The 13,429-nt window shown below is 73.9% G+C and carries 8 protein-coding genes; 1 reads left to right on the top strand and 7 read right to left on the bottom strand.

Features of this window, described 5'->3' with window-relative positions; translation table 11 throughout:
- Window positions 1-8 precede the first annotated feature (8 nt).
- Window positions 9-3,155 (top strand): alpha-mannosidase, encoded by a 3,147-nt coding sequence (locus ABTY62_RS09105; protein WP_352128762.1) that lies wholly within the window; start codon window positions 9-11, stop codon window positions 3,153-3,155.
- Window positions 3,156-3,176: 21 nt separating this feature from the next.
- Here the strand turns inward: ABTY62_RS09105 and ABTY62_RS09100 are convergent, their stop codons facing one another.
- From ABTY62_RS09100 to eboE, 7 genes are all read right to left on the bottom strand, one after another.
- Window positions 3,177-4,919 carry a pyruvate dehydrogenase gene (locus tag ABTY62_RS09100; RefSeq protein WP_352128761.1) on the bottom strand — a complete coding sequence of 581 codons (1,743 nt, stop codon included), beginning with the start codon at window positions 4,917-4,919 and terminating at the stop codon, window positions 3,177-3,179.
- Window positions 4,920-4,996: 77 nt separating this feature from the next.
- Window positions 4,997-6,337, bottom strand: a complete 1,341-nt coding sequence (locus ABTY62_RS09095) for a protein phosphatase 2C domain-containing protein (RefSeq protein WP_352128760.1) — start codon at window positions 6,335-6,337, stop codon at window positions 4,997-4,999.
- Window positions 6,338-6,704: 367 nt separating this feature from the next.
- Complete coding sequence (locus ABTY62_RS09090) at window positions 6,705-8,171, bottom strand: dihydrolipoyl dehydrogenase family protein (protein ID WP_352128759.1); 1,467 nt, start codon at window positions 8,169-8,171, stop codon at window positions 6,705-6,707.
- A gap of 97 nt (window positions 8,172-8,268) precedes the next feature.
- A complete protein-coding gene (gene rsgA, locus ABTY62_RS09085; RefSeq protein WP_352128758.1) occupies window positions 8,269-9,381 on the bottom strand; it encodes a ribosome small subunit-dependent GTPase A in 1,113 nt (370 codons plus the stop codon).
- A gap of 313 nt (window positions 9,382-9,694) precedes the next feature.
- On the bottom strand, window positions 9,695-10,834 hold the full coding sequence (locus ABTY62_RS09080; protein WP_352128757.1) for a sugar phosphate isomerase/epimerase family protein: 1,140 nt from the start codon (window positions 10,832-10,834) through the stop codon (window positions 9,695-9,697).
- Window positions 10,831-12,261 carry an alkaline phosphatase family protein gene (locus ABTY62_RS09075; RefSeq protein ID WP_352128756.1) on the bottom strand — a complete coding sequence of 477 codons (1,431 nt, stop codon included), beginning with the start codon at window positions 12,259-12,261 and terminating at the stop codon, window positions 10,831-10,833. Before ABTY62_RS09075 ends, ABTY62_RS09080 begins: the two co-directional genes overlap by 4 nt.
- On the bottom strand, window positions 12,258-13,427 hold the full coding sequence (gene eboE / locus ABTY62_RS09070) for a metabolite traffic protein EboE (RefSeq protein WP_352128755.1): 1,170 nt from the start codon (window positions 13,425-13,427) through the stop codon (window positions 12,258-12,260). The genes ABTY62_RS09075 and eboE overlap by 4 nt, the downstream gene beginning before the upstream one ends.
- Window positions 13,428-13,429: the final 2 nt, after the last annotated feature.

The raw sequence follows: 13,429 nt of genomic DNA, 5'->3' as shown, positions 1-13,429 counted from the left end.
AGCCGCGCATGCACGACGACCGACCGCTGGTGGAAGGGCGCCTCGACCGGGCGTTGCACCAGTTCATCAGGCCCGCCCAGTACACGGCGCGCACCCCGCTCACGCTGACCGCGTGGCGCACCCCGGGCGAGCCGGTCCCGGTGGGCGACGCGCTGAAGGGGTCGTACGAGCCCTTCGAGACCGGCACCGAGTGGGGCTCGCCGTGGTCGACCTGGTGGTTCCGGCTGGAGGGCGAGGTGCCGTCGGAGTGGGCGGGGCGGCGGGTCGAGGCCGTCATCGACCCCGGCTTCACGGGGGACGCCCCCGGCTTCCAGGCCGAGGGGCTGGTGTACGACGCGGAGGGGGTGCCGCTCAAGGGCATCCACCCCCGCAACCGGCATATCCCCGTCGCCGCGCCCGCGGCCGGCGGCGAGCCGGTGCGGCTGCTGCTGGAGGCGGCCGCCAACCCGGCCGTGCTGCGCGACGGCTATGAGCCGACGCTGCTGGGCGATGTGCTGACCGCCGGGGACCGGCCGCTGTACCGCTTCGCCTCGGCCGACCTCGCCGTGCTGGACGAGGAGGTCTGGCATCTGGTGCTGGACATCGAGGTGCTGTCGGAGCTGATGCGCGAGCTTCCGGCGGACCGGGCGCGGCGCCACGAGATACTGCGCGCCCTGGAGAACATGCTGGACGCGCTGGACCTCCACGATGTGCCGGGCACCGCCGCGGCCGGGCGCGCCGCGCTGGCCGAGGCGCTCAGCCGCCCCGCGAACGCCAGCGCGCACCGCGTGTCGGCTGCCGGGCACGCCCATATCGACTCGGCGTGGCTGTGGCCGCTGCGCGAGACCGTCCGCAAAGCGTCCCGGACCTTCGCCAATGTCACCGCGCTCGCACGCGACTACCCGGAGCTGGTCTTCGCCTGCTCGCAGGCGCAGCAGTACGCGTGGGTGAAGGAGCACCAGCCGCACATCTGGGAGCGGATCAAGAAGGCCGTGGCCGACGGCAACTGGGCGCCGGTCGGCTCGATGTGGGTCGAGTCGGACGCCAACATGCCCGGCGGCGAGGCGCTGGCCCGGCAGATCGTGCACGGCAAGCGGTTCTTCCTGGAGGAGCTGGGGGTGGACACCGAGGAGATCTGGCTGCCGGACTCCTTCGGCTACACGGCCGCCTTCCCGCAGTTGGCGAAGCTCGCGGGGGTGCGGTGGTTCCTCACCCAGAAGCTGTCCTGGAACCAGTCGAACAAGATGCCGCACCACACCTTCTGGTGGGAGGGCATCGACGGCACCCGGGTGTTCACCCACTTCCCGCCGGTGGACACCTACAACGCCCAGTTCCATGCCCGCGAACTCGCCCACGCCGAGCAGAACTTCGCCGACAAGGGCCTGGCCACCCGCTCCCTGGTCCCCTTCGGCTACGGCGACGGCGGTGGCGGCCCCACCCGCGAGATGCTGGAGAAGGCGCGGCGGCTCAAGTCGCTGGAGGGCTCGCCGCGGGTGGAGATCGAGCGGCCGTCGGCGTTCTTCGCGGAGGCGGAGCGGGAGTACGCGGCCAAGGCGCCGGTGTGGTCGGGCGAGCTGTATCTGGAGATGCACCGGGCGACGTACACCACCCAGGCCAAGACCAAGCAGGGCAACCGGCGCAGCGAGCATCTGCTGCGGGAGGCGGAGCTGTGGGCGACGGCCGCCGCGCTGCGCTCCCCCGGGTACGCCTATCCGTACGACGACCTGGACCGGATCTGGAAGACGGTGCTGCTGCACCAGTTCCATGACATCCTGCCGGGCTCCTCGATCGCCTGGGTGCACCGCGAGGCGCGGGACACCTATGAGCGGGTCCGCGCCGAGCTGGAGGGGATCGTCTCGGCGGCGGTGGACGCGCTGGGCGGCGCGCAGGACGGGCCGGTGGTGTTCAACGCCTCCCCGTACGAGCGCGCCGAGGTCGTCACGCTCGACGCGCCGACGGCGGCCGCGCTGCCGGAGGACACGCCCGTCCAGCCGTTGGCGGACGGGCGCGCCGCGGTCGCGGTGCGGCTGCCCGCGCTGGGCGCGTCGGCCGTGCACGCCGACACGCCGGGGGCGGGCGGGTCCCAGGTGCCGGTCAGCGCGCTGAGCGACGGGCGCACCATCGTGCTGGACAACGATCTGCTGCGGGTGGTCATCGACGGCGACGGGCTGCTGGCCTCCGTGCGGGACCTCGCCGCCGACCGGGAGCTGATCGCGCCCGGCGCCCGCGGGAACCTCCTCCAGCTCCACCCCGACCACCCGAACGAGTACGACGCCTGGGACATCGACCGGCACTACCGCCGGGTCCACACCGATCTCACCGAGGCCGAGTCCGTCGAGCTGGTCGAGTCCGGGCCGCTGCGCGCCGCCGTCCGGGTGGTGCGCGCCTTCGGCGCCTCCCGGATCACCCAGGAGATCCGCCTCAGCCGCGGCGGCCGCCGCGTGGACATCGCCACGGAGGTGGACTGGCAGGAGTCGGAGAAGGTCCTCAAGGCGGCCTTCCCGCTGGACATCCACGCCAAGGTGTCCACCTCCGAGATCCAGTTCGGGCATCTGGACCGCGCCACCCACACCAACACCAGTTGGGACGCGGCCCGGTTCGAGATCTGCGCCCACCGCTGGCTGCGGGTCGCCGAGCCCGGCTACGGGGCGGCGCTGCTCAACGACTCGACGTACGGCCACGATGTGACCCGTACGGAGCATCCGGTCGGGGGTGACAGCGGGCCGGTGCTGGGCACGACGGTGCGGCTGACCCTGCTGCGCGCCCCGCACAGCCCCGACCCCGAGACCGACCTCGGCGCCCACCGCTTCGCGTATGCGCTGCTGCCCGGCGCCGAGGTGGGCGACGCGGTCGCCGAGGGCCTGGCGCTCAACCTGCCGCCGCGCGCCCTGCCCGCGGGCCCCGCGCTCCCGTCGCTGATCGGCGTCGACAACCCGGCGGTCACCGTCGAGTCCGTCAAGCTGGCGGAGGACCGCGGCGGCGATGTGGTGGTGCGGCTGTACGAGTCGCGCGGCGGGCGGGCGTCGGCGACGCTCACCACCGGGTTCCCGGTGGTCAGCGCCCAGGTGACGGACCTGCTGGAGCGGCCGCTGCACGAGGCGGCCACCGGCGAGGGCGGGCTGGCCCTGAGCCTGCGGCCGCACGAGATCCTCACCCTGAGGCTCACGCCCGCGTAGCGGGCAGTGCGGGCGGTGGGGTCAGGGCCGGGGCAGGTTCCGCAGGTTCGAGCGGGCCAGTTGCACCATCCGGCCCACCCCGCCGTCCAGCACGATCTTGCTCGCGGAGAGCGCGAAGCCGGTCACCATCTCCGCGCGGATCTTCGGTGGGATGGAGAGCGCGTTGGGATCGGTGACCACGTCCACCAGCGCGGGCCCCTTGTAGCGCAGGGCGGACCGCAGAGCCGCCCGCAGATGCTTGGGCTTCTCCACCCGCTCGCCGTACGCCCCGGCGGCGCGGGCGATCTCCGCGAAGTCGGGGTTGACGTTGGTGGTGCCGTACGAGGGCAGGCCCGAGACCATCATCTCCAGCTCGACCATGCCGAGCGCGGAGTTGTTGAAGAGCACCACCTTCACCGGCAGGTCGTACTGGACGAGGGTGAGGAAGTCGCCCATCAGCATGGCGAAGCCGCCGTCCCCGGACATCGAGACGACCTGGCGGCGGCGGTCGAGGAACTGGGCGCCGATCGCCTGCGGCACCGCGTTGGCCATCGAGCCATGGGTGAACGAGCCGATCACCCGGCGGCGGCCGTTGGGGGTCAGATAGCGGGCCGCCCACACATTGCACATCCCGGTGTCGACCGTGAAGACCGCGTCGGCGGCCGCCTCCTCGTCCAGCACCGCCGCCACATACTCCGGATGGATCGGGATGTGCTTGTCCACCCGGCGGGTGTACGCCTTGACCACGCCCTCCAGCGCGTCGGCGTGCTTCTTCAGCATCCGGTCCAGGAATCTGCGGTCGCGCTTGGCGCGCACCTTCGGCGTCAGACAGCTCAGCGTCTCCCGCACATCGCCCCACACCGCCAGGTCGAGCTTGGAGCGCCGGCCCAGGTGCTCGGGGCGGACGTCGATCTGCACGATCTTCACGTCGTCGGGCAGGAAGGCGTTGTACGGGAAGTCGGTGCCCAGCAGGATCAGCAGATCGCACTCGTGGGTGGCCTCGTACGCCGCGCCGTAGCCGAGCAGCCCGCTCATGCCGACGTCGTACGGGTTGTCGTACTGGATCCACTCCTTGCCGCGCAGCGCGTGCCCCACCGGGGACTTCACCCGCTCGGCGAAGGCCATCACCTCGGCGTGCGCCCCGGCGGTGCCGCTGCCGCAGAACAGCGTCACCCGGTCGGCCGCGTCCACCATCCGGGCGAGCGCATCGATCTCCGCGTCGCCGGGGCGCACCGAGGGGCGGGCGGTGACCAGGGCGTGCTCCTCGGCCCGCTCGGGCGCCGGGAGCGCCGCGATGTCCCCGGGCAGCGCCACCACGCTGACGCCGCTGCGCCCGATGGCGTGCTGGATCGCGGTCTGCGGGACGCGCGGCATCTGCCGCGGGCTGGAGATCAGCTCGCAGTAGTGGCTGCACTCGGCGAACAGCCGTTCGGGATGGGTCTCCTGGAAGTAGCCGCTGCCGATCTCGCTGCTGGGGATGTGCGAGGCGAGGGCGAGGACCGGGGCCATCGAGCGATGGGCGTCGTACAGGCCGTTGATCAGGTGCAGATTGCCGGGGCCGCAGGAGCCGGCGCAGGCCGCGAGGCGGCCGGTGAGCTGGGCCTCGGCACCGGCGGCGAACGCGGCGGACTCCTCGTGGCGGACCTGGATCCAGTCGATGGCCGCGTTGCGCCGTACGGCGTCGACGACCGGGTTGAGACTGTCCCCGACGACCCCGTACAGCCGGCGCACCCCGGCGCGCGCCAGGAGGTCCACGAACTGCTCGGCCACGGTCTGCTTGCCCATCGCGCGCCCTTCCGTACGGGTCTCGGCTGCGTATGCCGGTGCGGCTACGTAGCTCCATCAACCCATGGACCGCGCGCTCACGCCTCCCAGACGGCGGCCGCCGTACGGTCGTCGGCGTAACCCTCCACCCGCGTCCGGGTGTCCGCGAGGAACTCGGCGAGCCCCGGCGGCTCCGCCTCCGCCCAGCGTTCCGCCAGGTGTCCGGCCAGCTCGGGGCGGCCGCGCAGCGGCTCCGCGAGCCCGCGGCCGCACATCAGCAGCACATCCCCCGGCCGGGCTACGGAGGCCCGGAAGCGGAAGGGAGCGGCGGCGGGGACCGGGGCCGGGCCGGGGGCGGGGCCGGTACCCGGCGTGGCGATCCCCAGGTCCATCGTCGGGGGCGACCCGGCCGCCGCCCGTGTCGCGCTGCCGAACCCGAGCACCGGGCCACCCGCGGTGTCCGGCTCCGGCTCGGCGGGCTCCAGGTCCTGCCAGACGCCCGCGCGCAGCCGGAACAGGCCGCCGTCGCCGACGCCGAAGGCCACGCGGATCCGGCAGTCCGGGTCGGCGGGCAGCACCAGACAGCGCAGCGCGGCGGTGTACTCGGCCGGGTCCAGGCCCAACTCGGCCGCGCGGGCCCTCAACCGGCCCAGGCCGCGGTCGGTGAGCCGGTGCAGCCCGGACTTGAGCGCGCCGCGGTTGCCGGAGCGTATGTCGTCCACCAGTTGCGCATGGCTGCGGCCGACCGCGCCGCCGATCCACTCGCACAGCTCGCGCGCCGCCTCCGCCTCTCCGGCCCCGCCGACCCCGCCGGCCAGCGCCACCAGCACCAGCGCGCCGGGCCCGGACCCGAACCGCGCCATGAGCAACACGTCCCGCCGCGGCTCCCCGCCCCGGCGGGCCGACTCGCCCCGGGAGGAGACGGCGCGCAGCGTGGCGGCTCCGCAGCGGGCACCGTCCAGCACGGTGTCCGGCACGAGGTCGGCCAGTTCGTACGGGTCCGCGGGGGGCGGCACGATCGGCTCGTCGGCGTCCGGGGCGGGCTGCGGCGCGGGGGGCTGCGCCACGGGCGGCCGTGGCACGTACGGACGCGGCAGGGACGGCCGTTTGGCGGATCGCGGGTCGGCCGGGGCCGGAGCGGGCACCGGCCCTGGCGCCCGTTCGCCGGAGAACCATCCGAAGGTCGCGCCCGATGGGGCGGGCTCGGTCGGCTTCTCCGGTTCCGGCCCCGGCTCCGTCCCCCAGGGGGCTCCCGCGGCCGGTACCGCCCCGAGCGGGGCCCCGGGCGACGGCGGCCCGCCGACCGTGCGGGACGCGGAGTCGAACCGGTCGTCGACGGAGTCCGACGCGGTGGCGGGCCCCACGTCGCCGGTGTGCTGGTGGTACAACTCGCCCCACCAGTCGTCCTCGTGGCGGCGCCTGTCCCCCTGTTGGCTCATGCCCACAATTGTTTCCCCGGCAGGCGCCCCGCGGAACACCGCCTGCCCGGCGCCTGCGGCGGGCTGCTCCCCTACCCACCCCTTCCCACAACTGGGGCTCAGCCCCAGACCCCGAGCTTGGGCCAAGACCGACACCCTGCGGCGACAGCCAGACCGCGCCGACGCGGCCCTGGCCCGCGGGACTCCGCCCCCAGGCCTTGGGGGTCTGGGGGCGGAGCCCTCAGTTTCGGGAAGGGGCGGGGAGGGGAGAGGCCCGCCGCAGGCGCCGCGGCCCGCACGCGGGGCTCCGCCCCGGGCATCGGGGTCCGGGCGCGGGGCCCCCACGCGGCGGAGCCGCAAATCGACAGGGGGCGGGGAGCGGCGAGTCCTAGCCGCGGTAAGTCTCGAGCAGCCGCAGCCAGATCTCACTGATCGTCGGGAACGACGGAACCGCGTGCCACAGCCGCTCCACGGGGACCTCCCCCGCGACCGCCACCGTCGCGGAGTGCAGCAGCTCGCCGACGCCCGGGCCGACGAAGGTCACGCCGATCAGGTGCCCCCGGTCGAGGTCGACGACCATGCGGGCCTGGCCGCGGTAGCCGTCGCCGTAGAGGCCGGAGCCGGAGACCCGGCCGAGGTCGTAGTCGACGACCCGGATCCGGCGGCCCTCGGCCTCGGCCCGTGCCGCGGTGAGGCCGACCGAGCCGACCTCGGGGTCGGTGAACACCACCTGCGGCACCGCCGCCGTGTCGGCGGTGGCCGCGTGGGCGCCCCAGGGGTCCGTCTCCAGGAGCGGCACGCCCTGGGCGCGGGCGCCGATCGCGGCGCCCGCGATGCGCGCCTGGTACTTGCCCTGGTGGGTCATCAGGGCGCGGTGGTTGACGTCGCCGACGGCGTACAGCCAGCCGCCCTCCACGTCCCGCACCTGGCAGCTGTCGTCCACCCGCAGCCAGCTGCCCGGTTCGAGGCCGATCGTCTCGAGGCCGATGTCCTCGGTGCGCGGGGCGCGCCCGGTGGCGAACAGCACCTCGTCGGCTTCGAGGTGCTCGCCGTTGTCCAGCGTCAGGGTCACCGGCCCGGCGCCGGAGCCGAGGCCGGCCGGGCCGCCCGGCGCGGAGCGGCTTACGCCGGTCACGGAGGTGCCGGTGCGGATCTTGGCCCCGGCCTCGGTGAGCGAGGCGGCGACGAGCTCGCCGACGAACGGCTCCATGCGCCCCAGCAGCCCGGAGCCGCGGACCAGCACGGTCACCTCGGAGCCGAGCGCCTGCCAGGCCGTGGCCATCTCCGTGGCGACCACGCCGCCGCCGACCACGGCCAGCCGCCCGGGGACGGCCGCGGCGCTGGTGGCCTCGCGGCTGGTCCAGGGGCGGACCTCGGCCAGTCCTGGCAGGCCGGGCAGCGCGGCGCGGCTGCCGGTGCACACGGCGACCGCGTGCCGGGCGGTCAGGACGCGTTCCCGCCCGTCCGAGTCCGAGACCGCGACCCGCTTGACGCCCACCAGACGGCCGTGGCCGCGGACGAGGTCGACGCCGACCGACTCCAGCCAGCCGACCTGGCCGTCGTCCTTCCAGTGCGAGACGTACTCGTCCCGGCGCGCGAAGACGGCCGGGGCCTCCAGCGGGCCCCTGACCGCCTCGCGCAGCCCGGGCAGCCGCCGGGCGTCGGCGCGGGCGATGGCCGGGCGCAGCAGCGCCTTGCTGGGGATGCAGGCCCAGTACGAGCAGTCACCGCCGACCAGTTCGCTCTCCACGATCGCCGCGGAGAGCCCTGACGCGCGGACCCGGTCCGCGACGTTCTCCCCGACGGGACCCGCGCCCAGGACGACGACGTCGTACTCCTCTGTGGCGGCCATCATCGCAACTCGCTCTCTCTCGGTTCCTTGGGCCATCCTGGCCCCAAGGAACCGTCGTGGGCCACACGGACACGGAGCCGGAGCAGCGCTACGGGTCGCGCTACGGCTTGCGCTGCGGCCCCCGCTTGCGTTCCATCATGTGCCGGCCGAGGGCCTGCCGCTGCTTGAAGGTCCGCCGCATCTCGGCCCGCAGCCGGTCGTCGGTGCGGGCGGCGAGCCGCGTGTTCTCTCGCAGCAGCTTGCGGTAGCTGTCCAGGCGGCGCTCGGGCAGCGTCCCGTTCTCGACCGCGGCAAGCACGGCGCAGCCCGGCTCGGCCTCGTGGGCGCAGTCGTGGAAGCGGCAGTCCCCGGCTAGTTGCTCGATCTCGGCGAAGGCCTGTGCGACGCCGTCCCCGGCGTCCCACAGCCCGACCCCGCGCACCCCGGGCGTGTCGATGAGGACCCCGCCCCAGGGCAGCGGCAGCAGATCGCGGGTGGTCGTGGTGTGCCGCCCCTTTCCGTCGCTGTCCCGGACCTCGTGCACATGCTGCGCGGACTCGCCCAGCAGGGCGTTGGCGAGCGTGGACTTGCCCGCGCCGGACTGCCCGATCAGCACCGACGTGCCGGCGGAGAGCACGGCGCCGAGCACGTCGACGCCCTCGCCGGTCGCCGAGCTGACGGTCACCACCTGGACGCCGGGCGCGGCGGTCTCGACGTCCGCGAGGAGATGGGCCAGCACCACGGGGTCGGGCACCAGGTCGGCCTTGGTGAGGGCGACCAGTGGCTGGGCGCCGCTCTCCCAGGCCAGCGCCAGGAACCGCTCCAGGCGGCCCAGGTCGAGCTCGGCGGCGAGGGAGACGGCCACGACCGCGTGGTCGACGTTCGCGGCCAGCACCTGGCCCTCGGAGCGCTTCGACGACGTCGAACGCACGAAGGCGGTGCGGCGCGGCAGCAGCGCCTGGACGTACCGCGGGTCACCGGCCGCGTCGACCGCGGCCCAGTCGCCGGTGCAGACGATCTTCATCGGGTCGCGGGGGACGACGAACTCGGTGTCGGCGCGGACGGTGCCCTCGGGGGTGACGACGTCGCACAGACCGCGGTCGACCCGCACGACGCGCCCGAGGACCAGGCCCTGCTCCGCGTACGGGGCGAACTCGGCCTGCCATCCCTCGTCCCAGCCGTAGGCGGACAGCGGACGTGACGAAGCGGAGGAAGAGGAAGAAGACAGATTCAAGGGAAACCCTTCTCAGGGCAGCCCCGGCCGCGCGCTCGCGGGCGCGAAGACGATAAGAGGTCGGTCAGCCGGGGACAGCGGAGGTGGAGTGGAGGTTCTTCTGGTTGCGGGCAGCACCCATCACAGAGACAGCCATCGGTCACACCTCCTGTTTCCTCAACTCGGCCGAAAGCGGCGGCCAAAGGGCCACCGCAAGGAGCGCACTCACTATAAAAGCGCACGCCCGTTGGCGCCACCGAATATCGCTCGGTGGCCGCCGGCACGGGCGGAGGGCCGCCGGGTCGCCCGGGAGGCCCTCCGCCCAGGTCTGCCGCTAGCGGCGCAGGGCGGCCAGGTTGCGGTAGCCGATCGCCGCGTATTCCAGGGACTGGCCCGGGTTGGTGGTGCTCGGGGCGGTGTCCTGCTCGACCATCGGGTTGTGGTAGTTGCGGTCTCCCACGCGGGAGAAGAACGTGGTGTAGTCGATGACGCCGGTGCCGAACGGGACCATGTCGTAGCCCATCCCGTTGGTGGCGTTGACGACGCCGTCCTTGGCGTGGAACAGCGGGTAGCGCTTGTTGTGGCGGGTGACGAGGCCGGCCGGGTCGAAGATGTTCGTCTGCGTGGAGCCGTCGTGGGCGGTGTAGGTGCGGAACTTGTACTGGGCGACGTGTGCCCAGAAGACGTCCATCTCCAGCCAGACCAGCTTCGGGTCGGTGATGGACAGGAAGTACTCCAGCTTGCGGATGCCCGAGCTGCGGGTGGGCTTCCCCTGGGCGTCCAGCGGGCCGCCGTCGAGGAGGAAGCTGTACGCGGCGTCGTGGTTGTGGGTGTAGAGCTTGAGGCCGGCGCGGCGGGCGATCGCGCCGAGGGCGTTCCACTTCTCGGCGGCCACGTCCCAGTCGGCCTTGTAGGAGCTTGAGGTGGGGTCGCCACCGGTGCCCATGTGGGGCAGGCCGAGGATGTTCGCGATCTCCAGGTGCTTCTTGAAGGTGTCCAGGTCGGCGCTGGTCAGGGGCCAGGAGCCGGGGATGAAGCCGTGGTTGCCCTGGGCGCGCAGCCCGTTGTCGTCCAGCCAGCGGCGCAGCAGCTTGGCGCCCTGGACGGACTCCAGGCTCGCGCCGCCGGGGGAGTTGGCGTGCTGGCCGTAGCCGGCGAACTCGACCTGGCGGTAGCCGAAGCGGGCGAGCTGCTCGAAGACGGCGCGGAAGCCGGACGGGAGGGAGGAGGCGAGCGGGTCGCGGCCGATGGCGTCGCGGACCGTGTAGAGGATGATGCCGCGCTTGTCCGCGGGGACGAGCGTGTGCCCTCTGCCGGTGTCGGCGGCCCGGGGCGCGGCCTGCACGGGGGTCGCGCCGAGGACGGGGGCGGCGATCGCCCCGGCCGCGACGGCGGTGCAGGTGCTCAGGAAGCTGCGGCGGCCCACGCCGAGGCTGCGGCGGAGCTGGTCGTCGGTGTCAGGCGTGTGGTTCACGGGGTGCCTTCTTTCATTTCCTCTGAGGGGCCGTCGGTGTCGAGACCGGCGAGTCGGAGCAGCAGGGACTTCACGTCGGTGGCCGCGATGCGGTCGCCGACGGCGCGGGGGGTGGAGCACAGGAGGAGCGGACCGTCGTCGTCGCTCGTGGGCAGGCGGCCGTGGCTGCCTCGGATGGGTGAGGGGTCGAGGGGGACGACCGCCATGCGGTAGCGCATCCCGAGCTTCTTGCGGGCGAGCGCGGTGGCGGCCTTGACCTTCACATAGGGGTCGAGCGGGTCCATGAACAGCTCGACCGGGTCGTAGCCGGGCTTGCGGTGGATCTCGACCAGTTGCGCGAAGTCGGGCGCGCGGGCGTCGTCGAGCCAGTAGTAGTACGTGAACCAGGCGTCCGGTTCGGCGACGGCGACCAGTTCGCCGGAGCGGGCGTGGTCGAGGTGGTGGGCCTTCTTGCCCTCGTCGTCGAGGAGTTGCTCGATGCCGGGCAGCCCGTCGAGCGCGGCGCGGGTGGCGGCCATGTCCTCGGGGCGGCGGACGTACACATGGGCGATCTGGTGGTCGGCGACGGCGAAGGCGCGGGAGGCCATCGGGTCGAGGTATTCCATGCCGTCCTGGGTGTGCACCTCCAGCAGGCCGGCGCGGCGCAGGGCGCGGTTGATGTCGACGGGCCGGCTCACGCGGGTGATGCCGTACTCGGACAGCGCGACGACCGTACGGCCCTCGGCGCGGGCGTCGTCCAGCAGCGGGGCCACGGCCGCGTCCAGGTCGGCGGCCGCCTGGTGGGAGCGGGGGTCGTCGGGGCCGTAGCGCTGGAGGTCGTAGTCGAGGTGCGGGAGGTAGCAGAGCGCCAGGTCGGGGTGGCGGGTGCGGAGGATGTGACGGGTGGCGTCGATGATCCACTGGCTGGAGACCAGATCGGCTCCGGGCCCCCAGAAGTGGAACAGCGGGAACGTGCCGAGCTTCTCGGTGAGTTCGTCGTGCAGGGCGGGCGGCCGGGTGTAGCAGTCCGGCTCCTTGCGGCCGTCGGCGTAGTAGACGGGGCGCGGGGTCACGGTGAGGTCGGTGTCCGCGCCCATGGCGTACCACCAGCAGATGTTGGCGACCGTGTAGCCGGGGTGGGCGCGGCGGGCCGCGTCCCACACCTTGTCCCCGGCGACCAGGCCGTTGTGCTGGCGCCACAGCAGGACGTCGCCGAGTTCGCGGAAGTACCAGCCGTTGGCGACGATGCCGTGTTCCGAGGGCATCGTGCCGGTGAGGAAGGTGGACTGGGCGGCGCAGGTGACGGCGGGCAGGACGGTGCCGAGGTGGGCCCGGGAGCCGGCCGTCGCGAGGGCCTTGAGGTTCGGCATGCGGTCGAGGAGCCGGGGGGTGAGGCCGACCACGTCGAGGACGAGGAGCGGGGTGGGGTCGCCGGTGGGCGCGGTCATGGCAGCTCCTTCAGTCCGAGGTCGGTCAGCTCGTCGCGGGCGAGGGCGAGTTCGGCGGCGATGCCGTCGGCGAGCCGGTCCCGGCCGCGGGGGCGCAGCTCGGGCGGGAGCGCCTGCCAGGTGTAGGTCTCCACCTCCAGGTGGCGGGTCAGCGGCTGCGGGCCGCCGACGAGGCGCGCCAGGGCGGCCCGCAGGACCGGGAGCGTGGAGGTGAGGGGCTCGGCGGGGGCCGCGTGCAGCGGGACGTGGAAGTGCGACCGCCAGGGGGCGTCGGGGGGCAGGGCCGTACCGCCGAGCGCCTCGTCGAGGTCGTCGGTGCCGCGCAGGCCCGTCGCGGTGGCCGTGCGGGTCTGGTGCAGAAAGCGGGGTTCGGCGAAGGCTGCGAGGGCCTCGCGGACCTCCGGCCGGCCGGGGTGTTCGGCGTGCAGGGCGGCCGACAGCTGGGACTTGATCACGGGGACGCGGGCGGCGGCGAGCGCGCCCAGGGCCTCCGCCGGGTCCTCGAAGGAGGTGGCGAGATGGCAGGTGTCGACGCACACGCCGATGCGGGGGTGGCCGACGGCGGTGAGCGGGGCGATGGCGTCGCCGGTGGTCTCCACGGTGCAGCCGGGCTCCGGCTCCAGGCCCACCCGGATGCTCCGGCCGGTCAGCTCCGCCAGGGCGTCCAGGCGCTCCGCGAGGGTCGTCAGCGCCCGCTGTCCGGTGCGGGCGTGGTCGGCGCTCCAGGTGGTGCGCCAGCCGAGCGGCAGGGTGGAGATGCTGCCCTCGGTGACGTCGTCGGGCAGCAGACCGGTGAGGATCCGGGCCAGTGCGGTGGTGTACTCCAGGCGCTCCGGGTCGGCCCAGTCCGGCTTGTACACGCGGTACTTGACCTCGGCGGCGCCGAACCCCTCGTACGGGAAGCCGTTGAGGGTGACGACCTCCAGGCCGCTCCGGTCGAGTTCGCGGCGCAGGGCGCGCAGCGCGGCCGGGTCGGTGTCGAGGGTGCGGGCGGCGTCGCGGGCGAGCCACAGGCCGATGCCGAGCCGGTCGCGGCCGAGGCGGCGGCGGACGGGCGCGCAGTGGTCGCGGAGCTGGGCCATCACGCCGTCGAGGGTCTCGGCGGGGTGCACGTTGGTGCAGTAGGCGAGGTGGACGGTGGTGCCGTCGGGGTGGCGGAAGCGCATCG

Source organism: Streptomyces sp. NPDC097640 (assembly GCF_040302705.1).
Taxonomy (GTDB): domain Bacteria; phylum Actinomycetota; class Actinomycetes; order Streptomycetales; family Streptomycetaceae; genus Streptomyces.
Note: the sequence above shows the minus strand (reverse complement) of the source record. Positions and strands in the feature narration are given on the sequence as shown.